This is a genomic window from Vibrio sp. HENC-03 (genome assembly GCF_000305755.2).
GTDB lineage: Bacteria > Pseudomonadota > Gammaproteobacteria > Enterobacterales > Vibrionaceae > Vibrio > Vibrio owensii.
In genome coordinates this window covers 617,030-642,159 of sequence record NZ_JH976124.1, presented here as the reverse complement: position 1 = coordinate 642,159, position 25,130 = coordinate 617,030, and the positions used below count along the sequence as shown (strand labels likewise).

The window sequence follows — 25,130 nt, the reverse complement described above, 5'->3', positions numbered from 1 at the left end:
ATTACCAGGTGAGAAAAAGGGCTAAATACATTAGCCCTGATTTAAAGTTTGTATCTGGTTATTATTTTTGCTCGATTTATACAAGCGATATATGGTCAGTAAATTGGTGATGATAAAAGTACTCTCGACCAATGAACCACCGATCGAGCCAAGCCAAATATTGTGGCTGACCCAGCAAAAGGAATTAAACAAAATTAAGCTACGTAGAGTGATGCCTTGTTTGGAAAAGAGCGCCCAAGTGGCGACGGACGATCCGATTACCGTGAGTAGCTCAAAAAAGTGAGTGATGTTTGGAAGGGTCATCAGCCACATCAGTGCAATGAAGAACCACATTACTCTGCGTGATTGAGTTTTGATTGAGGCGAAACTGCGAATGCCATTAATGATCACACCAATGGCGGCGACGGTTGCGCCCATCAGGGTAAAGTGAATACCCATGATGAAACAAAACGCCATCATCTGATAGCGAAAGCGCATGTCGTCTTTTTGCCAGAATGCCATTACGCCAACCATAAACGCGATGCCACCAATGCCTTGTGCTAACCAGTTTTCCATTTGTTTCCCTAGAGTGTTGTATCTGGAGTCATACCTTTAACGAATCAGCCCTCCACAAAGGGAGGGCTGGGCACTATATCTAAACTGCTAAGGGGTTACCCAAGAGCCTGAGCTTACTTACCAATCATTACTCATTTACAAGTGCTACTGCTTCGCGAGTTAGGCGAGCAAGTTCTTCCCAGTTGCCCGCTTCGATCAGTTTCTTGTCTACCATCCACGTACCACCACATGCCAATACGCGCGGGATAGCTAAGTAATCTTTGATGTTCGCAGGGTTAATGCCACCAGTAGGCATCAGTTCAATGTCGGTGTATGGCGCGAGCAGTGATTTGACCATATTGATGCCGCCAGAAGCTTCGGCAGGGAAGAACTTCAAGGTGGTTAATCCCATTTCCAGTGCGGCTTCAACTGTGCTTGGGTTGTTCACACCCGGTACGATATCAATCCCGATTTCTTGGCACGCTTTCACGGTATTTGGGTTAAAGCCAGGTGATACGATAAAGGTTGCGCCTGCTTCTTTTGCTGCAATTGCTTGCTCGCGGTTTAGCACCGTACCTGCGCCAATCAGCATGTCTGGCTGGGTTTCACGCAGTAGACGAATCGCTTCTGCAGCCGCTGCTGAACGGAAGGTGATTTCAGCTGCTGGTAATCCGTTTTCTGCCAGTACTTTACCCAATGGGATAATGTCTTCTGCTTTATCAATGGCGATAACTGGGATGACTTTCAGAGCTTTCAATTGTTCTTTAATGCTAGACATGAGTGTTCCTTAAACGACGCCAAGCGCCGGTTGTGTGAATGCATTGGGAATGATGGCACCGCGATGTTGAATCACAGCACCTGCCAGTGCGTTACCTCTTTGACATGAGGTCGCGAGATCGGCGCCAGCAAGGTATGCTGATAAAAAGCCACCATTGAATGAGTCGCCCGCCGATGTGGTGTCCACCACTTGAGCGACTGGTTGGGTCGGCACGGCTTGTGGAGCCAGAGCCGCTCTCGAACCCTGATTTGTTGAGTCTTGAACTAAGCAGCCATCTGCGCCGAGCTTGACGATGCATTTGCCCACGCCAAGAGAGGTAAGGCGTTCAATGGTTTGCTCTGGTGTTTCGTCACCCCAGATCAATTGCTCATCATCAAAAGTCACCATGGCAACGTCCGTCAGTTGATACATGGCTTGGTACACGTTTTTGACGGTTTGATTATCGTCTTGAGGCCATAGTGCTGGGCGGAAGTTACTATCAAACGCGACTTCAACGCCTTGAGCTTTTAGTTCGACCAATAAGTTGAGCAGTGAAATTCGATCTTCTTCTGGCAAAATGGCCAAAGAGATACCGCTGAGAAACACCGCATCCACTTGAGTTAATGCTTGCTTAACCAGTCCAAAATTTGGATGTTGAAGTAGGTAACGTGCTGCTGATTGATTGCGCCAATATAGGAATGTACGTTCGCCTTGGTCATCAAGCTGAATCAGGTACAAACCCGGCGTACGGGTCTCATCGCGCAGCACTAAGTCTGTTGAGACGCCTTCGTCTTCCCAGCGAGTCAGCATGCCTGTACTGATCGGGTCATTACCAAGCGCCGTAACGTAAGAGACTTTGACTTCATTAGGTTTGTTATTGGCTTCGCAGCCGCGGCTCAAATAAACCGCAGCGTTGAGCGTATCCCCACCAAATGTTTGATGCATTGAGCCGAACGGTTTGCCATTCAGCTCAATCATACATTCACCAATAATGGCGATGTGCTTCATTGGTTACGCCCTCTCTTCAAAGTAGCGTTTTGCGTTACCAAAACAGATGTCTTCGACCATAGGACCAAGCAGCGATAGGTCATTTGGAACTTCGCCATTCTCTGCCCAACGACCGACCATGTCACACAAGATGCGGCGGAAGTATTCGTGACGAGTGTAAGACAAGAAGCTACGCGAGTCCGTTAACATGCCGACGAATTGGCTGAGCAAACCAAGTTGAGAAAGCTGTTCCATTTGGCGTTGCATGCCGTCTTTCTGGTCGTTGAACCACCAACCTGACCCAAACTGCACTTTGCCAGCGATACCGCCACCTTGGAAGTTACCAATCATGGTCGCCATCATTTCGTTATCACGAGGGTTCAAACAGTAAAGAATGGTGCGAGGCAGCTCGTTGGTTTGGTCCATTTCATCCAGTAGATGTGCCAGTTCAAAAGCAAATGGGCGATCGCCAATCGAGTCAAAGCCAGCGTCGGCACCTAACAGTTGGAACATGCGTGTGCTGTTGTTGCGCTGCGCGCCAATATGGAGCTGCATGACCCAGCCCAATTGCGCGTAGCGTTTGCCGAGCCAAACTTGAACTGCGGTAGAGAACTGCGCGCATTCAAGCTCTGACAATACTTCGCCACTCAAACGACGGGTCAGCAACGCATCTAAATCACCCTCGCTTGGAATTGGCGCGTAACGGACGATCTCAATGCCGTGGTCTGCCGCACGACAGCCATGTGCATCGAAGTGTGCCAAACGTTTATCAAGCGCACTCAATAAATCATCAAAGCGGCGGATTTCAATGTCTGCTACTTCGCCCAGTTTGTGCATGTAATCCGCAAACACGTCCAATTCAATCTTGAACGCTTTATCCGGACGCCAGCTCGGCAGCACTTTAACGTTAAAGGTGTCGTCTTCTGCGATCGCTTTGTGGTGTTCTAGTGAATCAATAGGATCATCGGTCGTGCCCGCCATTACGACGTTCATTTGCTGCATGATGCCGCGAGCCGTAAATTCAGGTGTCGCAAGCAGCTCATTACATTGATGCCAAATTTGGTCAGCAGTGTCTGGGCTAAACAGCGTATTGGTAATGCCGAATGGGCGACGCAGCTCTAAGTGCGTCCAGTGGTAAAGCGGGTTGCCCAAGGTTTGAGGAACCGTCTTCGCCCACGCCACGTATTTGTCGTAATCGCTCGCGTCACCCGTAATCAAACGCTCTTCAATGCCTGCCGAGCGCATGCCACGCCATTTGTAGTGATCGCCTTCAAGCCAGATTTGACCCAAGTTATCGAACTGACGATTTTGCGCCACTTCCGCTGGGTTTAGGTGGCAGTGGTAATCATAAATTGGCTGGTGGAACGCATGCTCATGGTACAAGCGGCGTGCAGTTTCGTTTGAGAGTAAAAAGTCTTCACACAAGAAATTCTTCATCGTTAACTCCTATTACAACGCAGCGACAGTGGCACGAGCACCGTTATCGATTAGCGATTGGTAAGCACTGCTCACCGCATCAATCACTTGTGGGTTTTGACCAAGCTCTGCAGGGAAGATGGCTTCAACAGCGAGCAACGCAGACACAACAGAAACGTTCAAGCCGTGTTGGTCGCAGATCTGACGTAGTGTCTCTGCCATTGGATCGCGAACATCAATGTCGTTGCCTTGCTCGTCCACGCCGGATACGTAGCGCATCCAACCTGCAATCGCTGTTGCTAACCAAGAGAAGTTAGAACCTTGAGCAAGATGGAATCGTAAGCTGCCGCCCATGCGTTGTGGGATCTTCTGGCTGCCATCCATCGCGATTTGCCATGTTTTGTGTTTCAAACTTGGGTTAGTGAAGCGCTCGATAAGCAGCTTCGCATAGCCTTCTAAATCGGTGCCTTCTGGCATGGTCAGCGAAGGGGCTTGTGCTTGCATCATCATGTCGAATGCCGCTTTACGGTAGCCTTCATCTGTCATGGTGTCAGAGATGTGCGCGTAACCACCAAGGTAGCCTAGGTAGGCTAGGAACGAGTGGCTACCATTTAGCATGCGCAGCTTCATTTCTTCGTAAGGCACAACGTCGGCAACAAATTCTGCGCCAGCCACGTTCCAATCTGGACGACCAGCCACGAAGTTATCCTCGATAACCCATTGGCGGAATGGTTCACAAGCGATGCCACATGGATCTTCACAGCCAAGTAGCTCAGCGATTTCGGTCAGTGTCTCTTCGGTTGCTGCTGGCACAATGCGGTCAACCATGGTGCAAGGGAAAGTAACGTTGGTTTCAATCCAGTCGCGCAATTCTGGGTCAAGCAGTTGAGCGAACTCAAGTACCGCTGCTTTTGCTACGTGACCGTTCTCTTGCACGTTATCGCAAGACATCACGGTAAATGGCGTTAGGCCGCGTTCACGGCGCATCTTCAGTGCTTGCACGATGTAGCCCAATGCTGATTTTGGCTCCGTTGGGTTGGCAAGGTCAGCAATGACTAGCGGGTTGTTTTTATCAAGTGTGCCCGTCGCAGGGTCGGCGCAGTAGCCTTTCTCGGTAATCGTCATTGAAACGATTGCCACTTGTGGCTCTGCCATTTTTTCTAACACTGCTTGAATGCTGTCGCGGCTTGGGTGGAGTGATTCAGTCACTGAGCCAATCACTTTTACCTCAGTTGATTCTGCGCCTTTCTCTGCCACTGTGTAGAGGTGATCTTGCGCGCGCAGCGATTGAATTAAGTCCTCACCACCAAATAGGTTGATTTCGCAAATGCCCCAGTCAGAGCCCGTTTTGCTCAACATTTCATTGGTGAATAAGGCTTGGTGTGCTCGGTGGAAAGCACCGAAACCAAGATGAACAATACGGCTTTTAAGCGTTGAGCGGTCGTAGTCCGGAAGCAGAACGTGGTCATTCAGAGTGGAATTGGAAATAGTCTTCATTTTGGTATCCCTTTTCCCGCAGGCGAACCTGCGGGATGGTGTATTTTAATAATTCGTAATCTAAAACTTATAGCTAAGCGCTTAGTAGCCAAGAACAAGGTTAGGCAAGAACAGACTTAGCTGAGGAATAAAGGTTACGGCCATTAGCGCTGCAATCAGTGCAACGTAGAATGGAAGTAGAGGCTTAATCACTTTGTCGATGGCAACGTTCGCCACAGAACAACCGATGAACAACGCGCTACCTACTGGTGGGGTACAGATACCGATAGCCAAGTTGAAGGTCATCATGATGCCGAAGTGTACAGGGTCAATACCCATATCTAGTGCGATTGGCAGGAAGATAGGCGTAAAGATCAGTACCGCTGGTGTCATGTCCATGAAGATACCGACAATCAGCAGAATGACGTTGATGATCAAGAGAATCATCATTGGGTTGTCAGAGATAGCAAGTAGAGCATCTGCAATCATGTAAGGAATGTCGGCGTTCGCCATCGCCCAAGACATGCCCATTGATGCGCCAACCAGTAGCAATACGATAGAAGTGGTCACCGCAGACTCTAGGATGATCTTTGGAATGTCACGCCATTTCACTTCGCGGTAAATCAACACCGCTAGCACAAAGGTATAAACCACCGCGATAGCTGAGGCTTCTGTTGCGGTAAAGATACCGCCAATGATGCCACCCATGATGATTACAATCAGTGCCAAAGATGGGGCTGCTTTCAAGAAGGTATTCCAAACCATTGCCAGAGAAGGGCGTGCAGCCACTGGGTAGCCACGGCGTTTTGCAATGATACCTGCTACCACCATGATGCTAAGACCCATCAAGATGCCAGGAATGTAACCCGCTAGGAACAGTGCCGCGATAGACGTACCACCAGACACCAATGAGAACACGATCAGTGTGTTACTTGGTGGAATCAACAAACCAGAAGGACAAGAAGTGATGTTCACTGCTGCAGAGAAGTTCTCATCGTAGCCATCTTTCTTTTGCAGAGGGGACATGGTACCGCCAACCGCTGCTGCAGACGCTACCGCAGAGCCAGAAATCGACCCAAACATCATGTTCGCCATTACGTTCACGTGTGCTAGTGAACCAGGAAGGCGGCCACCAAGCACTTTTGCAAAGTTGATAAGGCGCAGTGCGATACCACCTTGGTTCATGATGTTACCCGCCAAGATAAAGAACGGGATTGCTAGTAGAGCAAAGTTATCAAGGCCTGCCGCCATACGCTGCGCCACAACGGCGATCGCAGGTTCTAGCGGTAAGCTCATTAAAATAGTGGCTAGCGATGACAAACCGATAGCGAAAGAAACCGGTACGCCAATCGTCAATAAGACCGCGAAGCTACCGAATAGGGTGAGAATTAATTGCCATTCCATTGTGGAACCCTCGATTAATCAAGTTGTGTGTCGGTGAGTAGGGCTTCACCAGACGTCAATTGTTTTACACGGTCGAAAGCAAATACCGCAGAGTAGAAGATCATCAGTGCGCCACTGATTGGTAGGCAGAAGTAGATGTAGCCCATTTCCAAGCCAAGCGCTGGTGTTAACTGGCCAGTTGCCAGTGTTTTCAGTGCCAGTTGTGTACCGCCGTGAACCAACACCACGTAAGAGAACAGCGCGATGGCAATTTGGATGACGATTTCATTGATGAGTTTGCGCTTGCCTTGCAGCTTCATTGTTAGCAAGTCGATAGCAAGGTGACGTTTAAGACCAGTAGTGTATGCCGCGCCAATTAACGCAACCCACATAAAGAGATAGCGAGCAAGTTCGTCAGTAACGGTGCTTGGTTTGCCAATCACATAGCGTGATAACACTTGCCAGACTACGCAAATGACGAGGAAGGTCGAGAGAGAGACCGTAAAGGCGGCCAGCCCCCTGTTGATGTATTTGACCAATTTATTCATTTTTATTTCCTTTAAGTAAATACGCGCACCTCATAACAACTGGTTAACCAATGTAAGAAGTTGTTTCTGTGTAGGGCAGTAACATACGCTAATCTTTCTGGTCGGATTATAAGTTAGCCAATTTGGTTGTCACGTGAGCAGGTTCACAATTGGATTGGTTGACCAATTTAAGGGTTGCGATTGTGATTTTGGTCAATCAATTTGCATTTTTGTTTTGACGATAGGTTTTTTGATCGCCAATAATGGCCTCGAAACAAGAAATACCGTTAAAAAATTAAAACTACCCTACACATTGGACAACCAATCCAAGGAGAATAGAACAATGATGACGCGTAAGACTCTTTTAAGCGCTGTAGTCGGTGCTGCAATGACCTTCGGCGCCACCGCTTCTGCTTATGCTGCGACCACTTTGAAGCTGAGTCACAACCACCCTCGTGACCATGCCGTACATAAAGCAATGGACTTTATGGCAAAAGAAGTTCGTGAAATGACAGACGGTGAAGTTCGTATCCGCATTTACCCTGATGCACAGTTAGGTACACAGCGTGAATCGATGGAGCTGATGCAAAACGGCGCTCTAGATATGGTGAAGAGCAACGCGGCAGAATTGGAAGCTTTCTCCCCAGCTTACGCAGCATTCAACATGCCTTACTTGTTCCGCGATAAAGACCACTACTACAAAGTGACAGATGGTGAAGTGGGGCGTGAAATCCTGAACTCTTCAGCGGACAGCGGCTTTATTGGTGTGACTTACTACGATGCGGGTGCGCGTAGCTTCTACACCAATAAACCAATCAATACGCCGGAAGATCTGAAAGGTCTGAAAGTGCGCGTACAGCCAAGCCCATCAGCGATTGCGATGGTAAAAGCGTTAGGTGGTAACCCAACACCATTAGCATACGGTGAGCTATACACAGCATTGCAACAAGGTGTGGTGGATGCTGCGGAAAACAACATCCCATCGTTCAGCTTGAGCCGTCACAGTGAGGTATCAAAATACTTCAGCTTAGATGAGCACACTATGGTTCCGGACGTTTTGGTTATCTCAACGAAGACTTACGACAAGCTAACGCCAGAGCAGCAACAAGCACTGATGAAAGCAGCGGCAGACTCTTCGGAATACATGAAGAAACTATGGGCTGAGTCTGAAGCGAAAGAGCGCGCGAAAGCAGAGAAGATGGGCGTGACATTTGTGGAGCCAAATAAAGCAGCATTTGCTGAAGCGGTTCAACCAATGTATGCGGACCTAGAAAAGACAAATCCTGAATTAAATGAATTGGTTGAGAAAATTAAAGCCGTTCAATAATTCACAATTTAATTAGTACGAAACAATCGAAAACAAGGTGTTACCACATTCTGGTACATAGAGGTTGACCAATTGTTATTGGTCGTTATGATGGCGTGAGAAGTTAGATGGAATATAGTGATAATATCATCATGATGCCTTTTGAACCGAAAAGACCGTATCAAGAAACCGGTCTAGTCCTAAGACAAGAGTTAATCAACGGCCTGTACAAGGTTGGTGATAGGTTGCCGCCTGAGCGCGATATCGCAGAACGTCTCGACGTTAGCCGCACAGTCGTGCGTGAAGCGATCATCATGCTTGAGCTGGAAAACCTTGTCGAAGTGAAGAAAGGTTCTGGGGTGTATGTCATCAATATTCCATCTCAACCGAACTCCCGTGAGAACGTGATCAGCGATGATGCAGGTCCGTTTGAAATGCTCCAAGCTCGCCAGTTGCTTGAAAGTAACATTGCGGAATTTGCAGCGATGCAAGTAACGCCAGGCGATATCGTGAAAATGCGTGCAGCCCTTGAGTTAGAACGAGAAGAACTCGCCAGTGGCACCGCAGATTGCAACGGTGATGAGAAGTTTCACATGTGCATTGCAGAGGCAACTCAAAACTCTGTACTGGTGGACATGCTGAAGCAATCTTGGGAGCGACGCGAGAGCAGTCCAATGTGGAAGAAACTTCATTCTCACATTGCTGGTCAAGACTACCGTGAAGAGTGGTTAGACGATCACGCCAAAATCCTCGCCGCATTGCAGCGTAAAGATCCTATCGCTGCAAAAAATGCCATGTGGCAACACCTTGAAAACGTTAAACAGCGCCTGTTGGAGCTGTCTGACATCGATGACCCAAATTTTGATGGTTACTTATTCAGTTCCAACCCTGTTGTTCTGCAGGGCGCTGAAAACGGTTAACCACATTGCCGGCTTCGGTCGGCTCTAGTCAGCGCAGCTGCATTATCGTGGCTGCATATTAAGAAGTCGTTGTGCACTTAGCTTGAATAATTCGAGCGGGCTGAGTGCGTCTTAAAAAAGGTGAGTGTCATGGAACAAACTTGGCGTTGGTACGGTCCGAATGACCCAGTGTCGCTAGACGATATTCGTCAAGCTGGCGCAACAGGCATCGTGAATGCCTTACACCACATTCCAAATGGTGAAGTGTGGTCGAAAGAAGAGATTTTAAAACGTAAAGCCATCATCGAAGAGAAAGGCTTAACGTGGTCGGTGGTTGAAAGTGTTCCTGTTCACGAAGAAATCAAAACTCAGACGGGCAACTTCCAACAATGGATCGACAACTACAAACAAACGCTGCGTAATCTTGCAGAGTGCGGCGTAGATACGGTCTGCTACAACTTTATGCCAGTACTCGACTGGACGCGTACTGACCTTGAATTTGAAATGCCAGATGGTTCTCGAGCGCTACGCTTTGACCAAATCGCATTTGCAGCATTTGAGCTGCACATTCTTAAACGCCCGGGCGCAGAAGCGGATTACACCGAAGCTGAGCAAGCTCAAGCGCTTGAGTACTTCAACAACATGACGGCAGAGCAAATCCAACAACTGACAAGCAACATCATTGCTGGTTTGCCGGGCGCAGAAGAAGGTTACACGCTAGAAGAGTTCCAAGCACAATTGGACCGCTACGCTGGTATCAGTAAAGACAAACTGCGTGAGCACATGGCGTACTTCTTAGCGGAGTTAATGCCAGTGTGTGAAGCGCATGGCTTGAAATTGGCGGTACACCCAGACGATCCACCGCGTCCAATTCTTGGTTTGCCGCGCATTGTTTCAACCATCGAAGACATCGACTGGTTAACCGAAAAAGTACCGAGCAAGATGAACGGCTTAACCATGTGTACCGGCTCTTACGGTGTGCGTGGTGACAACGACCTAGTGAAGATGATTAAAAAGCATGGCGATCGTGTTTACTTCACTCACTTGCGTTCAACCAAGCGTGAAGAAAGCAACCCAATGACGTTCCACGAAGCCGCGCACCTAGATGGCGATGTGGATATGTACAACGTGGTGATGGCGATTCTGGATGAAGAACAACGCCGCGCAGAAGTAGGCGATCACCGTTTGATTCCTATGCGTCCTGACCATGGTCACCAAATGCTGGATGACTTGAAGAAGAAGACCAACCCAGGCTACTCAGCCATCGGTCGCTTGAAAGGCCTTGCTGAAGTGCGTGGTCTAGAGATGGCACTAAAACGCGCTTTCTACACCAAGTAACGATTTACAATGTAAAATCTCTCTTAAAAGCGCAGAGTTTTAGCTCTGCGCTTTTTTGTTTTTACTCGCTGTTGGGAAGCTTTTCTTTGAGATAATCAATCAAGCAGCGAACCTTAAGAGGCGTATAACGGCTTTGTAAGTACACCGCATTGAACGGTAAATTTTGCCCTGTGTAATCGCTCATCAATTGTGTAAGTCGCCCTTCTTTTAAGTGATGTTCAACCATCCAAATCGGAAGAGTGACTATCCCCATTCCAGTTAATGCAACCTCTAGTAATACATCCCCATTGTCGCTTTGAAAATTACCATTTACCGCGACGGCATGTTTCTGATTTTGCTTGGTAAAGCTCCATACATTAATGTCTTTCATCCGCGAATAAACCAAACAATTATGTTGTTTTAAGTCTTCAGGAGTTTTGGGTTCACCGTGCTGTTGTAAATAATTCGGCGCGGCTAAAACTAGCATTGGGTTATCAAACAAATGGCGCGCAATCAAAGTCGAGTCTTCCAGTTGTTTAGCTCGAATTGCGACATCTATCCCATCACTGATCAAGTCGGTGTGCTGGTCACTGAGCTGTAAATCCACCTTGATATCAGGATAACGTTGGAAAAACTCTGACATGATAGGGGCAAGCAGAATGCGACCAAACGCCACTGGTGCTGAGATGCGAATCGTTCCCTGCGGAGAAGCCACCTCCGATCTTGCCTCAGCTTCGGCTTCATCCAGTTCTCCTAAAATATCCACGCAAGTTTGATAATACTTCGTGCCCGCAGGCGTTAAAGCATGATCGCGACTGCTTCGAGCGAGGAGTTTGACGCCGATTTTCTTTTCTAACGCTGCCACTTTTTTACTGATCGTCGTTTGTGAGGTATTCATCTCACGACCTGTGGCAGAAAAGCTGCCCGTTTGTACCACTCGAACAAATGCGCGCATTGCACTTAGTTGGTCCATTAGTGTTCTCAATTATTCCAAATAAGCATAGATGCTAGTCATTGTAGCTCAGTTTTAGTCGGTATTGGTTGGTTCTAAGATACATCCCAAGCCGAAAGACAAATCGGTAAGAAAGATTAACCAAGATTGATTCGCCAATGGAGGCGCTTATGGACATGCAACAAAAACTGCAACTACTACTTGATAAACAAGATATTACTGAGGTGATTTTCCGTCATGCTCGCTCTTTAGACCGTATGGACGCAGAGCTGATGAAGTCCACTTACTGGGAAGATGCTATTGAAGACCATCAAGACCCAATCTTTCCAGATTTGTTTTTCTATAACGATAATGCCCACGCTTTTGTTGAACCAGCAATGAAGGGGTTTGAAGCAATCAAAATTACACAGCACCGCATTAGCAACGTTCTCATCGAAGTAGATGGTGATACAGCAACTGCAGAGAGTTATGTGTGGGCGTACCACGTGCATGAAGAAGATGGCGTGGACAAAGAAGGCATTTTAGGTGGTCGCCACCTGTACCGTTTTGAACGTCGTGATGGTGTTTGGAAAATGGTGCACCGCTTTACCGCTTTTGATTGGAACCAAAACCAAGATGCGAGCGCAGTGTGGTCCCCAAACTTTGAAGATAAGTACGTAGGTAAACGCAACAAATTTGACGAAAGTTACGAATACATTCAACGATAACTCCGGTCTGTTAGTTGGAGCGCGACATGTGAGGGCTGCAATGCTCTCCACTCCAACCTGTGTCGCGCTCGTTTTATCTTAAACAACGTGAAGTAAATAGGACTGAATAATGACAACCACAAAATTTACCGCAGGTGATTTGTTCCCCTCTATCACTCTGCCAACGCTAAGTGGCGAAACTATCGAGCTGGGTACACCTTCTGAGAATGTCGATTGGCGCTTAGTGATAGTTTACCGCGGCAAACACTGCCCTTTGTGTACTCGTTACCTCAACGAGCTAGAGACACTAAAAGCGCGATTCTTACAACTCGGGATGGACATCGTGGCAGTCTCCGCAGATAGCCAAGCACAGTTAGAGCAGCATATGGAGCAACTGAGCGTCACGTTCCCAGTCGCTTTTGGTCTGACAGTAGAGCAAATGAAAACGCTAGGTTTGTATATCTCGGAGCCTCGCTCAGAAAAAGAGACAGACCATCTCTTTGCAGAGCCAGGTTTGTTTGTGGTGAACAGTAAAGGACAAGTTCAGTTAGTCGATATTTCCAACGGTCCATTCGCTCGACCTGACCTAGAAGTCTTGCTCTCAGGATTGGCGTTTATCCGTAACCCAGAAAATGATTACCCTATTCGTGGTACCTACCAAGCGGCAATCTAATCGCTGTTGTTGTTTGAGGCATTTTACTTGAGGCATTAAAAACCAACGACGTTCGCAGACTTCCTATTCTAAAATGGGATTGTTCGTCTCCTAGATTGTGGTAAAGTCCGCGCCTGCGATTTACTGCACCTATATTGTTGTACTGCCTCTTCAACCAAAAGCACAAGGTTAAGCTAATGCCATTTTCTACTCTCTCTTTGAGTTCTGAGCTGATTCACGCACTGCCAAAAGATTTCAAGAAGCCAACTGATATTCAGGCTTTGGCTATTCCTGAGCTACTCAGTGGTAAAGATGTGTTGGCATTGGCAAATACAGGCAGTGGTAAAACCCTTGCGTATGGTTTGCCTTTGTTGGAAAAGCTAAGTGTAAATCCAGTGCAAAAAGCGCTGATTCTAGTACCAACACGTGAGCTAGCAACTCAGGTAAGTGAGGCGATTAACCAAGTTGGTCAATCTGTTGGTCTCAACGCCGTGTGTTTGTGTGGTGGCGTTGATAAAGAGACGCAACTACAAGCACTTGCATCAAATCCCCACGTTCTTGTGGCGACAACAGGTCGTTTAGTTGATCTGGCGAGCAACGGTTTGGATCTGAGTAGTATCCATTACCTAGTGTTGGATGAAGCAGATCGCTTGCTGGATATGGGCTTTTGGCCTGACGTACAAAATATTGCAGAGCAGATTTCAAACCAGCGTCAAACCGCGATGTTCTCAGCAACGTTTTCTGATGAGTTGAAGGGCAAAGCCAAGCTGCTGATGCATGCACCAAAACAGGTAGCAGCGCATCAAGAAAACAGCACCAATCAAGATATTGCCGAAACGCTGTATCTCGTCAACAAAGGCAGTAAAACCAAAGCGTTGATTGAACTTATCAAGCAAAATACATGGGCACAGGTATTGGTATTTATTGGCGCGAAAGACAACGCTGATGGTTTGGCGAAGAAATTGAATAAAGCTGGAATCACAACCAATGCCCTGCACGGTAATAAGAGCCAAGCAGAGCGAGAAGAAGCGCTGGCGCAGTTTAAGTCTGGGCAAACACAGGTGTTGATCGCTACTGATCTATTAGCTCGCGGTATTCACATCGAGCAACTACCAGTGGTGATTAACTTTGAGTTGCCAATGCACGCAGAGACTTACGTTCACCGAGTTGGGCGCACAGCCCGTGCTGGCGAGCAAGGTGTTGCAATGTCGCTGGTCTGCCATGGAGAAACCGAAGCGCTTACCGCGATCCGTAACCTGACTCAACGTGAATTGCCAACGCAAGACCTTGAAGGTTTCCCGGTAACGGATAAGCCATCAACAGGCGAAAGCAAGCGTGCTCCACGTGATAAAAAAGCCAATCGTCGAACCAATGCCAAAAAGAGCATTAAGCAGTTCCAAGGAAAGCCGAAACGCCAAGCGCCTAAAGCTAAATAAACACAGCTAAATAAACAAAAAGCCATCGTAATGATGGCTTTTTAATTAAATGGAGTATGTGTCTAAATAGGGGGGATTGCTTAGAAGTTGTAAGAAACTGTCGCGCCTACTGCCCATTGATTTGCACTGTCTACGATAGAAGAATCGCTGATGCCGCTACCTAGACGTGTGTATTGTGATACTTGGCTGATTTGCCAGTGCTCAGTGATTGGCACTACCAGTTTGTAACCTAAACCGTAGTTTACGGTTGCGTCGCCTGTGTATGCTTTGCGGTTTGCACGTGCTTCTTTGTCTGTTACACCGAAGTAGTAATCAACGTAATCTTTGTTTTGGTAAGACACGCTCGCAAATGGTACGAAATCAACATTCCCGATATTCATGATATGGAAGTAAGTAGCACCACCTTGGAAGCCTTTGTAAGCGCCTGATACATCATGTTGTAGGTAAGTTGAGATCACGTTGTTTGGATCAAGTCTGAAATCTGCGTTCAAACCTAGATCGATCGCGATATCACGTCGTTTCGTACCTTTTAGGCTTTTCGCTACATCGCTATCACGAGGTACACCGCTACCTACCACGTAAGCACTCATGTTAAGTAGTTCATCGTTGTCACCTAGGAAACGGTAGTTAATACCGCCTAAATCAGCGTTGAAGTCTTCACCATGGTAGCCACCGTTTAGAACTGGCGCAGTGTTGTGTTTTTGGTCTTTGAAAAGATCGCTCGCTTGTACTACGCCAGCTTCGACCATCCAGCCACCTTCGTTGTTGTAGATGTTACCGTTACGAATGTAAGTATCACCCGCTGTTGCCGTGCCTGCAGCCGTCAACGTTAATAATGCAATAATTGTTTTGTTCATTGTTCTGTCCCAGTTATTTGGTTTTGAACACTGTACAAAATAAAGTTGTAACCCTCTATCAGCAGAACGTATGGAAGTGTAATGATGACTTTAAGAAATGTATGGTTTCACCTAAAAAATGCTAAGAGGTAGAACCATGCCCGCTATGAAGGCATGGTTGAGACGTTGGTATAGATGATCTCTATCGCCGTTGAGATGGTTTAACTGGGTTTGCGGTGAAGGTACTTCATGACTTTCCCTTGCTTCCACATCATAACGCCTGTGATGGCAACAACGGGAACAAGTACAAATAACGTTAAAGTCATGAACATTTCATTTGCCTTCAGCGGTGAATAAAGCGCTGCACCCACCAACAGCGAACACAATATATGCATCCATCTTAAAACCAATCTTACTAACTGTCCGCTCATTGCCTTTCTCCTTTGCTTTGTTTCAATACACGATACAGGGCAAAGTGGTGACGGTTTTGGCTTTGAGATAAAACGCCTAATAGAGTTATAAGTGAACGTATAGGATGATGAATGGTTTTATGCTGAGCAGATAACTTTCGGAATGTGTCTAAGGCCTAGCATTGTGCACCCATCCTCCAAGTAGCTATCGGTGACAACATCGAAGCCGAACTTGCCGTAGTAGTCTCTCAAGTGTGCTTGTGCGGATATAAAAATGCTGTCGTTCGGGTAGATCTTTCTTGTGGCATCGAAGCTCACTTGCATCAATTGGTTGCCGATGTTTTTCCCTCTGTAATCCTCTGCGACGATAACGCGACCAATACACACATCATTGGCATCAGAGTTGAGCAAGGGTAAAACGTCAACGGGATATCCGAGTTTCGGAGGCATAATACGACTATAAGCCACCAGACGTTCGTTATCATATCCCATCACGTGGTAGGTGTCGGGATGGTTATCTTTACCATCCAAATCGCTGTATGGCGTGTTCATGTCTACGATGAAAATATTGACTCTTTGCTGCAAAAAATCGTAAAGCTCTTGAACAGACAGGTCTGCGAATTTCTTAATTCTCCATTCGAGCATCATGCTTTCCCTTGTATTATTTTGGGTACAACATAAAGATTATTTGTACGGGATTCATTAACCTTTGTTAATTGCTAATCTCCAGCTTAAATACAGATTTGCCGCTTTGAAAGGCTAAAAAGCAAAAGCCCCACTGACTTGGTAGTGGGGCTAATATTGAAAGGGATACGCTCCGATCTATCGGGGAGTCAAAACGGGAATTAACCCGCAGTCGGGCCAACCAAACGCATTTCCCAATCTTCGACTTCACCGGTTTCTAGGCGGCGTTCAACAAGCTTGCCCCAAGATTCAACCAATGGAAGTTCCGCCAGTTGGCTTAGCTCCGTTTTATCTAGGCAACCAGTAAATACTGCGCCCATGATGCGAGCCAATGACCAGTCTGGGTAAGGTCTTTCGCACAGAATAATCTCGTCACCTGCACCGATATCGCCTTCTTGCAACACTCGGAAGTACCAGCCTGTTCGAAGCGTGTCTTGTAGTCTTCTCGCCATGTCGTTTTGCTCAAAGCGGACGTTGAGTTTCCAGCAAGGCATGCGCCCTTGGGATACTTCTAACAAGGTTGAGCCGATGCGGATTTTATCTTTCAGGCAAATGGACGCTTCTGTTACGCCGCTTGAGCTTAAGTTCTCACCGAACGCGCCAGCTGATTGGAAAATCGCTTTGTCGCCCAACTCTTGTTGCCAAATCGGATAGTGCTCGCTTGGGTAAATATGAAGGGCTTTTTGAATCCCACCATGAAAGCGTGGATCGCCTTGTTCGTCGTTGGTAAAACCCAGTTCTGTTGCGTGCTGACGCTGCGGCAGAACCTGTTTGTTAATCGCACTTTTCGCACCATGTGCAAAGGCAACGGTTTTACCCGCTAATACGCTGTTAACTACGCCTAACTTCTTCATATTCTTTCCTTATCGCCTGAAACTGATTTGCCAAACGGTGTGAGACAAGACCACGCTAGCGCTCGCCCAATGATTTAAATACCGGAATCGCTGCAAGTACTTCAATGCGCTTTTCTGTGCTTTTTAGGTAACGCGTTTCGCTATCTGAAACTAACACATGACGTTGATAACCTTCCGTTTTAGGAAACTTGGTTAACACGGTTTCGAGCGATGCTTCGCACTTGTCTTGGTTGATGTTATCAATATCGACTTTGAATAAGAGTTGGTTTTCTTTGGATATTTCAACTTGATATCGCATACGTCGCACCTCACGGCTTCATTCACTTTGCCGAGCATGATAGCCTAGTGAACTCGTGTCAGAGTAGGGACATAAGGACAGTTAATGATGCCAACCCGCCAAATTGATTCTCACTCCGGTGTCATGACCTCCAATGAGATGATGGCTGCCAATCCCCACTCACCAGCTTTGGTTAAGACCATCGACATGCCCAAAGGTTATATTGATGCGCTGCACCAACACACGTGGCATCAAGTCATCTTCCCTATCAAAGGGTTGTTACAAACCAAAACCGATCACTATCAACACCTTGTGCCTCATACCTCTGCGCTGTTTGTACCTGCCGGTATTCAACATGAATCCATCGCGCTGAGCCATACGACATTTGTCGGTATCTATCTAAACCCTAAGTTTGGTACTGAGTACGAGCATCAAGTTAGAACCATCACTCTCACGCCGTTCTTAAACGAGCTGTTACAGGAAATACGCCGCCAATGCGAAGGGTTCGTCAGTGATGAGGAAGTATCACGATTGCTTGGCGTGTTGCACGATCAAATCATGAAAGACAACGTGCAGACCTTTCAGTTACTGCTGCCTGAAGACAGACGCTTAAAGCTGATTTTTGAAGCGCTGACCGACACGCCAGCATTGGATTGGTCACTCAAACAGTGGGGAGAGAAAGTCGGTGCATCCGAGCGAACTCTGTCGCGCTTGTTCTCCAAAGAGTTCAACACCTCTTTTCAACTTTGGCGGCAACAAATTCGGCTGATTTATTCGCTGTCTTTGTTGGACGAAGAGCTCTCTATCCAAAGCATTGCCGATCAAGTGGGATATCAAAACGACTCTTCTTACATCAAAGCATTTAAAGCCTATTTTGATGTCACCCCACAGCAGTTTCGCGTTAATGGTCGACGGGGATAGCGAGTGCAGTCTTGTCTACAGCATCAATATCGTCCATCACACTACTCTAGCGGCAACTGGAAAGTACTCTTGATTTCCTTAACTGAGACGTTGGATTGAATGGCGCTGATGCCTTTCACGCGGCGAATGGCACTGATGTGGTCAAAGTATTCATCTAAGTCTCTCGCCACCACTTGCACCATGTAATCTGCGCTGCCAGCAATGCAGTGACACATTAAGATCCAATCGGTTTCTGCGACGAAGTCTTCAAAAGGTGTGGTGTTTTCTACCTCGTGACTGCCTAGTGTCACTAGCGTAAAACCAGAGACTTGGAAGCCGAGCTTTTTGCGGTTCAACTTCGCGGCGTAACCCTCAATGTAGCCTTCCTCTTCCATTTTTTTCCAGCGTCGCCAGCAGGGCGTTTCACTCAGGTTAACCGTCTCAGCGAGCTTGGAATTACTCATGCGACCATCTTTCTGAATATGGTCAAGAATGGCGAAATCGGTACTATCCAATTCAAAGTTGGTGGATTCTTTCTTTTTCATAATCATTTTAGAAATAGTCTGCTCAAATTGACTTTTATCGTAGCGCAGATAGCAATTTTCTTTCTACCCAAATCGTTAGACTGTTTCACATATTCGTTGATTACTTTTTGGGAGAGAGAGCATGAGTGCTCAATTGTTGGCGGCATTTTTGTTGTTTGCTGTATCTATTTCTTTAACACCGGGAGCTGGTAACGTCGCGCTGTTAGGTATTTCGAGCCGATATGGGTTTTCTGCGACCGTGCCGTTTGTATTGGGCAACGCTGTCGGGGTGATCATCATGTTGCTTGGTGCAAGTGTGGGGCTTGTCAGTTTGTTTACCCTTTACCCAGATTTGTACACGGCGTTGAAGTGGGTTGGTGCGGCGTACCTGCTATATCTCGCTTGGTCGATTGCTACGATGGAACTCGACAATGATTCGAATGCGAAAAAGTCAGGCTTTTTATCTGGCGTTTGGGTGCAAATTCTCAATCCGAAAAGTTGGGTTGCGTCACTGACGGTGTTCTCTCAATTTATCTCACCAAACAATGATTACCTGATTCAGGTGGTGATCATCATTAGCGTAATGGTGGGAACTGGTGTGCTGGGGATGTTTGCGTGGGCGTACTTTGGCACTGTATTAAACCGCTTTATACAGTCACCACAAAAGGTGGTGTGGGTAAACCGATGCATGGGCAGCAGTCTCGCTTTAGTGGTGGTGTTTATGCTGAGTCAGCCCGTTTAAACTCTTATCCAATTTGACGCGCGCCGAGAAAACGTTATATACCCGTTTCGCTATGGCGCGCCATATTCCCTCTAACAATCCCGCGGTATCCAGATGAGCTTAACCAAGACCAACTCGCATAAGACAAACACTCGCGTTAATCAACTGAGCTTTGGTTCGCCAAGTGAATCGTTGGTGTTGGAGCATGTTGAGCTAGAGCCACTGGCTTTGGGCAAAGTGCGCGTGCAAATCGAAGCCATAAACATTAATCCAAGTGACCGATTGTCGATTCAGGGAGTAGGGCAGTATCGTCGTACCCATGTACCGCCGCGAGTGCCTGGGTTTGAAGCGGTTGGGCGTGTGGTTGAGATAAACGATCCGCATCAAACCGAATTTTACATCGGGCAAAAGGTGCTGGTGGCACAAAGTGGGACTTGGCAAAGCTATGTCGATGCGCTTGCGGAGAATGTCTTTGCAGTGCCGGAAGAGCTTGAGATTGGCTACGCTTGCCAGTTGTATATCAATGCACTGACGGCTTGGGTGATCACCACTCACGTTGCCAAGTTAGGTAAAGAGGATGTGGTGATCATCAACGCGGGCAATTCTGCGATTGGTAAGATCTTTGCTCAGTTGTCGCATTCACTTGGATTTACTTTGATTGCGATAAGCTCCGCACCAGAGCGTTATCCATTCGACTCCATTGCAGTGTTAGATAGCAAGCAAGATCTGCAATCTCAAATCGATGCCCGAGAGTTGCTTCAACCGAATGTCGCATTCGATGCTATTGGCGGCAAAGTGGGAACAGAACTCATCCAAGTTTTGCGTAATTCGGGAACATACATCAATTACGGAACGCTTTCACTTACCCCTTATGAGTCTGCTTTCTTCGCTTATATGAAGCAGAACAACATCAATTTCAGCACGTTCTTTTTGCGTTATTGGGAAGAGTCGGTTGGTAAGACCGTTCGCAAACAAGTCTTTGCTGAGATGCTAGAACACTTTATGGAACACCAGGTACAACTCGATGTGGATTGCTACCTTCCGTTAGAACAATTCCAACGCGCCTTCGAGGTGATAGAAGATGAGTCGGTCACGCTGCAAGGAAAAATTATTCTGACCATGTAGTAACTGTATTCAAACACCTTGAGGTTACTGGGTAAATTGAAGAATAAAAAAGGGATGGCAATTCACCATCCCTTTTGTGTTTTTGTTAGGATTATCCAGGTGTTTTTAACTCGCGATAATCTCTTCCATCAAGCGGTCTATCTGAACGACCACTTGTTCGCTGGCGTCTTCCATTGCGTTAATTGCGGTCACCATGCCGGCCATGTTGCCAGATTTGGCTTGGCTCATCGCTTCACGTCCGCTGTCATGCACGCCTTTGTGTGGTTCTTCAAGTAACGCATAGCTTCTTAGGTGGCTGTAAGCCTTGCCATCGCCACGGTAGTACCACTGGCCTAAACGACACTCTGAGTGGCTATTCACCGTTTCACCGAATGCGCCGCTTTGTAGGAGGCGGTAAACGTTGTTTTTCCAGATAGCGTGGTCGAGTTTGACCGTATCTAAGAAGGCACGCGTTGAAGCAATATGAATTACTTGCTTCATGTGTTCTGACTTCACCACCACTTCATTCACGATGGTGCCAATTTGGGCCGAAGAGGCAGAGACTTCTTCCGCGCAAGTTTGGTTTTCATCGATGGAGTTTTTAATTGCGCTGACTTGCGTGAGTACTTGGTTAACCAATGAATCTATTTTCTCACTGGCCTCGCTCGCTTTACCCGCAAGCGTTCTCACTTCGTCTGCGACCACGGCAAATCCACGTCCAGCTTCACCGGCTCGTGCGGCCTCAATGGCGGCATTGAGAGCGAGCAAGTTGGTTTGGTCAGAAATCTCTTGAATAGTAGATACAAGGTGGGAAATAGAAGTGGCGGTGTTATCTAATATTTGAACAGATTCAATGCTTTGTGAGGCTTGAGTGCTGATTTTTACAGCTCGGTTATCAAGTCGTGCTAAGGCCTGATGCGTCTGCTGAAACATTTCATCAAGCTGTTGCAGTTCTTGGTTTTCATTCGCCATGGACTGAGCACTTTCGACCATTTCAGTTCGAATGGTCTGGAGCATATCGCCCCCTTTTAAGCTACTCGACATTAACTCATCACAGTTGTGGTGATCTTGTTGTGCTGAGCCAACAAGTTGTTGAGTTTCTTGGAGCTGATTTTCTAGAACGGCAACGTCGGTTTGATACTTCTGCTTAAGGTCTGCTAACTCTTGTTTTAGCGCCTCATTTTCTGCTTTGATTCGTTTTAATCCAAACATAGGTTTTATAAATATTACAGAATGTTAAAAAATCCATGTTAATCGAGTTGAGTATCGAATACACGATGACTTTCATATCTTTGCTCGGTCGAATCACACTTTTTATGTAAGGTTATAACCAAGTAGAGGCTTCAAATCTTAAGAAAGATCTGACAGCCTCCGCCTACTTACACTTAGTTGTTATAGCTTTAGAGCTCTTGCATCAGTTGGATGTAGTTTCCGCAAGTATCATCAAGCGCAGTCAGTCTTTCATACCTCATCCCACCCCCCCCTTCCTAAATTCTGATTCTTTGATGGTGATTTGCTCGATCTGATTAAAAATAAATCACTCATTAACGTAAAGAATGTAAATGAGATTAATTATCATTAAGTTCATGTATTATGCTGCGCTCCCTCGTTATTGTTTATAAAATATAAGTAGTATTATGAAACTCAAGTCACTTTCCGCAGCCATCACCTTTGCGATTGCCTCTTTTGCTGCTCACGCTTCTGACGAAAACATCGTCGTTGTCGGTTCTGCTCTTGATCAACTTGTTCAAACTGAAATCAACTCAGAGACATTAGAACAAAAACAAGCGTCTGATATTAAAGACATCCTGAACACCATGCCGAGTGTAACGGTTGACGGTAACGCACGTTACTCGCGCAAGGTTTACATTCGCGGTATGGAAGACAAATACTCGGTTGTCACCATTGATGGTGCACGCCAAGAAGGTCAGTTATTCCACCACTCTGGCGATCAGACCTTTGACCCAGCCATGCTTAAATCTGCTGAAATCACCCTAGGCGGTAACTCGGTACTGTCGGGTGCGGGCGCGATTAACGGCTCATTCAGCTACGAAACGAAAGATCCCAGTGACCTCCTTGCGGAAGACGAAAGCATCGGTGCTCGTGTTAAAACGGGGTATCAAACGGCTTACGAACGCTTCACGACGAACGTTGCGGTTTACGCGAAACTGAACGATGAACTCCAACTTATGGGTATTGCGAACTACTCAGATGACGGTGAGTTGTACATTCCGGGTAAAGATGATGTGACTTCTAAGCAAGGTAAGCTGAAGTCTGGCTTGGTGAAAGTGGTGTTCGTACCAAACGACGCGAACGAGTTCAAACTGTCTTACGACACGTACCAAGACGGTGGTAAACGTCAGCTATCGGGTGAGAAAGCCGGTGCACTGTACGCACATGATGAACACAACTACCACTCAATTAACCGAGATACGGTGACGTTCATGCATCGCTACGACAATGGCAGTGACTTGGTGAACCTAAAGACGAACCTATACTACAACCGTCAGTACATGGATCGTGATGCGCTAACTGAAGAGTACGGCGATTGGAACCAAGTGAATGGCGCTTGGGAATTCACCAAAGATGGTGACTTATCAATTCCTTCTCGTGAGTACAACGTGACGACAATTGGTGGTGATATCCGCAACATCTCTTGGGTTGGCGAGCATGAGCTGACTTACGGCTTCGAGGGTTACAAATCAGAGCAGTGGGTTGATTCTGGCCTTGGTCATTACACGTCGGGATCGAAACTTGGTGAGACGAAGAACTACGACATTGATGGCGGTACAGTAACGGCTTACGGCATTTACGCTCAAGATGCATTCGAAATTAATGACTTCCGCTTTGTTACCGGCCTTCGTTATGACGTACATGAGCTAGGTGGTGTATTTAAAGGTAAATACGATCAGTTGTCGCCTAAGTTCCAAGGTGAATACCAAACCACAGATAACCTAAGACTGCGTGTTGGTTACGGTCGTCTATTCAAAGGCGCTTCACTACCTGAAACACTAACCATGAAAGCGGCGGCTGACGTAACTCAGGCAGACACTAAAGCCATGACAGGTAACAACTACGAAGCGGGCTTCGATTACGACATGTCAGGTTTATTGATGGCAGATAATGCGATTCTTGGCTTTACTGCTTACCAGTATGATCTGGATAACCAAATGCACCCGACCAAGAACAACAGAACCTTGGCTAACCAAAATGATGTAGAAGTTTGGGGTGTAGAAACCGTATTTACTTACAGCATTGAAGATTTCGACCTGTACGCAAACCACTCATACTCTGATGGTGAGCAAACCAGTCTAGAAAGCGGTAAGACGAGTCACATGAACAAGACGGGTATTCACAACATCAAGGCGGGCTTCAAATACGACGTAACCAGTGAAGTGGTGTTCGGTTGGGATTCACGCTTCGTCCCGGGTAACGACTACACAGACGAAGATGGCGAGAAAGTGGAGCGTCCTGGTTTCGCAACGCATAACCTATGGGCTGTGTACGTACCAGATTTTGCGAAGGACCTATCAGTTAACCTAGCGGTCGATAACGTGTTCAACAAGCTATACGCAGAGCACACAGGCTTTGGTATCTCTTGGGGTTCAGTGAAGTACACCAGCTACGAAGTAGGTCGTAACTTTAAAGCATCTGTGGCTTACAGCTTCTAATCACGCTTAACTAAACCACTCCAAAAAAACAAAACCCCGATAATTGGTCATCAACTATCGGGGTTCTTTTTATCTCACTTTGCCTATCAAGGCGGAACGAGCATTATTTGGTATGGAAAATCTGCTCAGTCTCTAGCGACGTCATTGCGCGAACTTGGCGCCAGATGTAGTAGAAAATACCAAACATCATCAACATGCTCGGAATCGCAATCATTGGGTAGCTGTACAGCGTCAGTTTACCCAACTCTTCATTGAACGCAGCTGTACCTGCTGGGCTGGTTACAATCCACGTTGCAAGGAAGTAGTTCATCGCTGAGGAGAATGCGAATGTACTTGCGAACATGTAGTTTGAAGACATTAGGCAGCGGTCAAACGCTTGTGTTTTGCCATTCTGAGCCAGACGCTCGTTAATCAGCGGCAGGTTCAAAATGGTGTCATTCAACAGCATCTTCTGCATAAGCGGGTAGCGAGTGAAGGTTGAGCCCAACACAGCAAGACCAATCAAACCTGGGATTAAGGCTTCTTTCAATGCCAACCAGCGCGTGTCTAGCTCTAACAAGCCAATACCACCGGTTAAGAGCACGCTGATAAAGCCCAGTGCAGAAATGAAGTTAAACTTCTTGTTGCGGATAAGATCCATACCGCCGTACACCAAAGGGAACATCAAAGCGACAACCAGTGCCAATGCTGTACCTAGGTGCTCTTCACCACTGAACTTCATCAAAATAAATGAAGGAATGATGACGTTAAACAGGATCTCGAATAATGGATTCGACTTTTTCGCCGTCGTGTTACTCATAATTTTACTGACTCTACTATGT

26 protein-coding genes are annotated in these 25,130 nt (G+C 46.8%); 10 read left to right on the top strand and 16 right to left on the bottom strand.

Features of this window, described 5'->3' with window-relative positions; translation table 11 throughout:
• Positions 1-30: 30 nt before the first annotated feature.
• The 7 genes from VCHENC03_RS09580 to VCHENC03_RS09610 all read right to left on the bottom strand — a co-directional run bounded on the left by VCHENC03_RS09580 (position 31) and on the right by VCHENC03_RS09610 (position 7,101).
• Positions 31-555, bottom strand: coding sequence for a YgjV family protein (locus VCHENC03_RS09580; protein WP_009706644.1), 525 nt, complete (start codon positions 553-555; stop codon positions 31-33).
• A 127-nt stretch (positions 556-682) separates the two neighbouring features.
• Positions 683-1,312, bottom strand: coding sequence for a bifunctional 4-hydroxy-2-oxoglutarate aldolase/2-dehydro-3-deoxy-phosphogluconate aldolase (locus VCHENC03_RS09585; protein WP_005429019.1), 630 nt, complete (start codon positions 1,310-1,312; stop codon positions 683-685).
• A 9-nt stretch (positions 1,313-1,321) separates the two neighbouring features.
• Positions 1,322-2,299, bottom strand: a complete 978-nt coding sequence (locus VCHENC03_RS09590; protein ID WP_009706643.1) for a sugar kinase — start codon at positions 2,297-2,299, stop codon at positions 1,322-1,324.
• Between the two features lie 3 nt (positions 2,300-2,302).
• Entirely contained in the window at positions 2,303-3,715 is a 1,413-nt protein-coding gene (uxaC, locus tag VCHENC03_RS09595) for a glucuronate isomerase (protein WP_009706642.1), read from the bottom strand.
• Between the two features lie 12 nt (positions 3,716-3,727).
• Positions 3,728-5,191, bottom strand: a complete 1,464-nt coding sequence (locus tag VCHENC03_RS09600) for a mannitol dehydrogenase family protein (RefSeq protein ID WP_009706641.1) — start codon at positions 5,189-5,191, stop codon at positions 3,728-3,730.
• 81 nt (positions 5,192-5,272) lie between these two features.
• The gene (locus VCHENC03_RS09605) at positions 5,273-6,574 is read right to left on the bottom strand and encodes a TRAP transporter large permease (protein WP_009706640.1); all 1,302 of its coding nucleotides are present in this window, start codon (positions 6,572-6,574) and stop codon (positions 5,273-5,275) included.
• A gap of 14 nt (positions 6,575-6,588) precedes the next feature.
• Positions 6,589-7,101: a TRAP transporter small permease gene (locus tag VCHENC03_RS09610; RefSeq protein WP_009706639.1), complete on the bottom strand. Its 513-nt coding sequence runs from the start codon at positions 7,099-7,101 to the stop codon at positions 6,589-6,591.
• A 322-nt stretch (positions 7,102-7,423) separates the two neighbouring features.
• Between VCHENC03_RS09610 and VCHENC03_RS09615 the strand changes: the two genes are divergently transcribed.
• From VCHENC03_RS09615 to uxuA, 3 genes are all read left to right on the top strand, one after another.
• Positions 7,424-8,407 carry a TRAP transporter substrate-binding protein gene (locus VCHENC03_RS09615; RefSeq protein WP_009706638.1) on the top strand — a complete coding sequence of 328 codons (984 nt, stop codon included), beginning with the start codon at positions 7,424-7,426 and terminating at the stop codon, positions 8,405-8,407.
• 107 nt (positions 8,408-8,514) lie between these two features.
• The gene (locus tag VCHENC03_RS09620) at positions 8,515-9,306 is read left to right on the top strand and encodes an FCD domain-containing protein (RefSeq protein ID WP_009706637.1); all 792 of its coding nucleotides are present in this window, start codon (positions 8,515-8,517) and stop codon (positions 9,304-9,306) included.
• Between the two features lie 129 nt (positions 9,307-9,435).
• Positions 9,436-10,623 (top strand): mannonate dehydratase, encoded by a 1,188-nt coding sequence (uxuA, locus tag VCHENC03_RS09625; RefSeq protein ID WP_005434165.1) that lies wholly within the window; start codon positions 9,436-9,438, stop codon positions 10,621-10,623.
• 61 nt (positions 10,624-10,684) lie between these two features.
• Here the strand turns inward: uxuA and VCHENC03_RS09630 are convergent, their stop codons facing one another.
• Positions 10,685-11,575 (bottom strand): LysR family transcriptional regulator, encoded by an 891-nt coding sequence (locus VCHENC03_RS09630; protein ID WP_009706636.1) that lies wholly within the window; start codon positions 11,573-11,575, stop codon positions 10,685-10,687.
• Positions 11,576-11,724: 149 nt separating this feature from the next.
• On the opposite strand from VCHENC03_RS09630, the gene VCHENC03_RS09635 reads away from it, so the two are divergent.
• The 3 genes from VCHENC03_RS09635 to VCHENC03_RS09645 all read left to right on the top strand — a co-directional run bounded on the left by VCHENC03_RS09635 (position 11,725) and on the right by VCHENC03_RS09645 (position 14,328).
• Positions 11,725-12,261, top strand: coding sequence for a nuclear transport factor 2 family protein (locus VCHENC03_RS09635; protein ID WP_009706635.1), 537 nt, complete (start codon positions 11,725-11,727; stop codon positions 12,259-12,261).
• Between the two features lie 109 nt (positions 12,262-12,370).
• Positions 12,371-12,913 carry a peroxiredoxin-like family protein gene (locus VCHENC03_RS09640; RefSeq protein WP_009706634.1) on the top strand — a complete coding sequence of 181 codons (543 nt, stop codon included), beginning with the start codon at positions 12,371-12,373 and terminating at the stop codon, positions 12,911-12,913.
• Between the two features lie 176 nt (positions 12,914-13,089).
• Positions 13,090-14,328, top strand: coding sequence for a DEAD/DEAH box helicase (locus VCHENC03_RS09645; RefSeq protein WP_009706633.1), 1,239 nt, complete (start codon positions 13,090-13,092; stop codon positions 14,326-14,328).
• Between the two features lie 80 nt (positions 14,329-14,408).
• On the opposite strand, the gene ompV is transcribed toward VCHENC03_RS09645, so the two are convergent.
• The 5 genes from ompV to VCHENC03_RS09665 all read right to left on the bottom strand — a co-directional run bounded on the left by ompV (position 14,409) and on the right by VCHENC03_RS09665 (position 17,410).
• Complete coding sequence (gene ompV / locus VCHENC03_RS09650; protein WP_009706632.1) at positions 14,409-15,185, bottom strand: outer membrane protein OmpV; 777 nt, start codon at positions 15,183-15,185, stop codon at positions 14,409-14,411.
• Between the two features lie 200 nt (positions 15,186-15,385).
• Positions 15,386-15,595, bottom strand: a complete 210-nt coding sequence (locus VCHENC03_RS0125990) for a hypothetical protein (protein ID WP_032802812.1) — start codon at positions 15,593-15,595, stop codon at positions 15,386-15,388.
• Between the two features lie 117 nt (positions 15,596-15,712).
• Positions 15,713-16,219: a GNAT family N-acetyltransferase gene (locus tag VCHENC03_RS09655; RefSeq protein ID WP_005449995.1), complete on the bottom strand. Its 507-nt coding sequence runs from the start codon at positions 16,217-16,219 to the stop codon at positions 15,713-15,715.
• Between the two features lie 200 nt (positions 16,220-16,419).
• Complete coding sequence (locus VCHENC03_RS09660; RefSeq protein WP_009706630.1) at positions 16,420-17,112, bottom strand: MOSC domain-containing protein; 693 nt, start codon at positions 17,110-17,112, stop codon at positions 16,420-16,422.
• A 55-nt stretch (positions 17,113-17,167) separates the two neighbouring features.
• Positions 17,168-17,410, bottom strand: coding sequence for a hypothetical protein (locus tag VCHENC03_RS09665; RefSeq protein WP_009706629.1), 243 nt, complete (start codon positions 17,408-17,410; stop codon positions 17,168-17,170).
• A gap of 84 nt (positions 17,411-17,494) precedes the next feature.
• On the opposite strand from VCHENC03_RS09665, the gene VCHENC03_RS09670 reads away from it, so the two are divergent.
• A complete protein-coding gene (locus tag VCHENC03_RS09670; RefSeq protein WP_032802811.1) occupies positions 17,495-18,310 on the top strand; it encodes an AraC family transcriptional regulator in 816 nt (271 codons plus the stop codon).
• A 41-nt stretch (positions 18,311-18,351) separates the two neighbouring features.
• Here VCHENC03_RS09670 and VCHENC03_RS09675 read toward each other — a convergent pair whose 3' ends face one another.
• Positions 18,352-18,834, bottom strand: coding sequence for an Lrp/AsnC family transcriptional regulator (locus VCHENC03_RS09675; RefSeq protein ID WP_005434199.1), 483 nt, complete (start codon positions 18,832-18,834; stop codon positions 18,352-18,354).
• Positions 18,835-18,955: 121 nt separating this feature from the next.
• On the opposite strand from VCHENC03_RS09675, the gene VCHENC03_RS09680 reads away from it, so the two are divergent.
• Together VCHENC03_RS09680 and VCHENC03_RS09685 are read left to right on the top strand one after the other, a co-directional pair.
• Positions 18,956-19,555 (top strand): LysE family translocator, encoded by a 600-nt coding sequence (locus VCHENC03_RS09680; RefSeq protein WP_009706627.1) that lies wholly within the window; start codon positions 18,956-18,958, stop codon positions 19,553-19,555.
• Positions 19,556-19,648: 93 nt separating this feature from the next.
• Positions 19,649-20,659, top strand: coding sequence for a zinc-dependent alcohol dehydrogenase family protein (locus tag VCHENC03_RS09685; RefSeq protein WP_009706626.1), 1,011 nt, complete (start codon positions 19,649-19,651; stop codon positions 20,657-20,659).
• 105 nt (positions 20,660-20,764) lie between these two features.
• On the opposite strand, the gene VCHENC03_RS09690 is transcribed toward VCHENC03_RS09685, so the two are convergent.
• Positions 20,765-21,850, bottom strand: a complete 1,086-nt coding sequence (locus VCHENC03_RS09690) for a methyl-accepting chemotaxis protein (RefSeq protein WP_009706625.1) — start codon at positions 21,848-21,850, stop codon at positions 20,765-20,767.
• A 425-nt stretch (positions 21,851-22,275) separates the two neighbouring features.
• On the opposite strand from VCHENC03_RS09690, the gene VCHENC03_RS09695 reads away from it, so the two are divergent.
• Positions 22,276-24,309, top strand: coding sequence for a TonB-dependent receptor plug domain-containing protein (locus VCHENC03_RS09695; protein WP_009706624.1), 2,034 nt, complete (start codon positions 22,276-22,278; stop codon positions 24,307-24,309).
• 103 nt (positions 24,310-24,412) lie between these two features.
• On the opposite strand, the gene VCHENC03_RS09700 is transcribed toward VCHENC03_RS09695, so the two are convergent.
• Complete coding sequence (locus VCHENC03_RS09700) at positions 24,413-25,108, bottom strand: VC0807 family protein (protein WP_005434212.1); 696 nt, start codon at positions 25,106-25,108, stop codon at positions 24,413-24,415.
• Between the last annotated feature and the right edge of the window lie 22 nt (positions 25,109-25,130).

Coding starts and splice junctions, on each gene's coding strand:
- VCHENC03_RS09580 (WP_009706644.1), bottom strand. CDS start 555: ATGGAAAACTGGTTAGCACAAGGCATTGGTGGCATCGCGTTTATGGTT.
- VCHENC03_RS09585 (WP_005429019.1), bottom strand. CDS start 1,312: ATGTCTAGCATTAAAGAACAATTGAAAGCTCTGAAAGTCATCCCAGTT.
- VCHENC03_RS09590 (WP_009706643.1), bottom strand. CDS start 2,299: ATGAAGCACATCGCCATTATTGGTGAATGTATGATTGAGCTGAATGGC.
- uxaC (WP_009706642.1), bottom strand. CDS start 3,715: ATGAAGAATTTCTTGTGTGAAGACTTTTTACTCTCAAACGAAACTGCA.
- VCHENC03_RS09600 (WP_009706641.1), bottom strand. CDS start 5,191: ATGAAGACTATTTCCAATTCCACTCTGAATGACCACGTTCTGCTTCCG.
- VCHENC03_RS09605 (WP_009706640.1), bottom strand. CDS start 6,574: ATGGAATGGCAATTAATTCTCACCCTATTCGGTAGCTTCGCGGTCTTA.
- VCHENC03_RS09610 (WP_009706639.1), bottom strand. CDS start 7,101: ATGAATAAATTGGTCAAATACATCAACAGGGGGCTGGCCGCCTTTACG.
- VCHENC03_RS09615 (WP_009706638.1), top strand. CDS start 7,424: ATGATGACGCGTAAGACTCTTTTAAGCGCTGTAGTCGGTGCTGCAATG.
- VCHENC03_RS09620 (WP_009706637.1), top strand. CDS start 8,515: ATGGAATATAGTGATAATATCATCATGATGCCTTTTGAACCGAAAAGA.
- uxuA (WP_005434165.1), top strand. CDS start 9,436: ATGGAACAAACTTGGCGTTGGTACGGTCCGAATGACCCAGTGTCGCTA.
- VCHENC03_RS09630 (WP_009706636.1), bottom strand. CDS start 11,575: ATGGACCAACTAAGTGCAATGCGCGCATTTGTTCGAGTGGTACAAACG.
- VCHENC03_RS09635 (WP_009706635.1), top strand. CDS start 11,725: ATGGACATGCAACAAAAACTGCAACTACTACTTGATAAACAAGATATT.
- VCHENC03_RS09640 (WP_009706634.1), top strand. CDS start 12,371: ATGACAACCACAAAATTTACCGCAGGTGATTTGTTCCCCTCTATCACT.
- VCHENC03_RS09645 (WP_009706633.1), top strand. CDS start 13,090: ATGCCATTTTCTACTCTCTCTTTGAGTTCTGAGCTGATTCACGCACTG.
- ompV (WP_009706632.1), bottom strand. CDS start 15,185: ATGAACAAAACAATTATTGCATTATTAACGTTGACGGCTGCAGGCACG.
- VCHENC03_RS0125990 (WP_032802812.1), bottom strand. CDS start 15,595: ATGAGCGGACAGTTAGTAAGATTGGTTTTAAGATGGATGCATATATTG.
- VCHENC03_RS09655 (WP_005449995.1), bottom strand. CDS start 16,219: ATGCTCGAATGGAGAATTAAGAAATTCGCAGACCTGTCTGTTCAAGAG.
- VCHENC03_RS09660 (WP_009706630.1), bottom strand. CDS start 17,112: ATGAAGAAGTTAGGCGTAGTTAACAGCGTATTAGCGGGTAAAACCGTT.
- VCHENC03_RS09665 (WP_009706629.1), bottom strand. CDS start 17,410: ATGCGATATCAAGTTGAAATATCCAAAGAAAACCAACTCTTATTCAAA.
- VCHENC03_RS09670 (WP_032802811.1), top strand. CDS start 17,495: ATGATGCCAACCCGCCAAATTGATTCTCACTCCGGTGTCATGACCTCC.
- VCHENC03_RS09675 (WP_005434199.1), bottom strand. CDS start 18,834: ATGAAAAAGAAAGAATCCACCAACTTTGAATTGGATAGTACCGATTTC.
- VCHENC03_RS09680 (WP_009706627.1), top strand. CDS start 18,956: ATGAGTGCTCAATTGTTGGCGGCATTTTTGTTGTTTGCTGTATCTATT.
- VCHENC03_RS09685 (WP_009706626.1), top strand. CDS start 19,649: ATGAGCTTAACCAAGACCAACTCGCATAAGACAAACACTCGCGTTAAT.
- VCHENC03_RS09690 (WP_009706625.1), bottom strand. CDS start 21,850: ATGTTTGGATTAAAACGAATCAAAGCAGAAAATGAGGCGCTAAAACAA.
- VCHENC03_RS09695 (WP_009706624.1), top strand. CDS start 22,276: ATGAAACTCAAGTCACTTTCCGCAGCCATCACCTTTGCGATTGCCTCT.
- VCHENC03_RS09700 (WP_005434212.1), bottom strand. CDS start 25,108: ATGAGTAACACGACGGCGAAAAAGTCGAATCCATTATTCGAGATCCTG.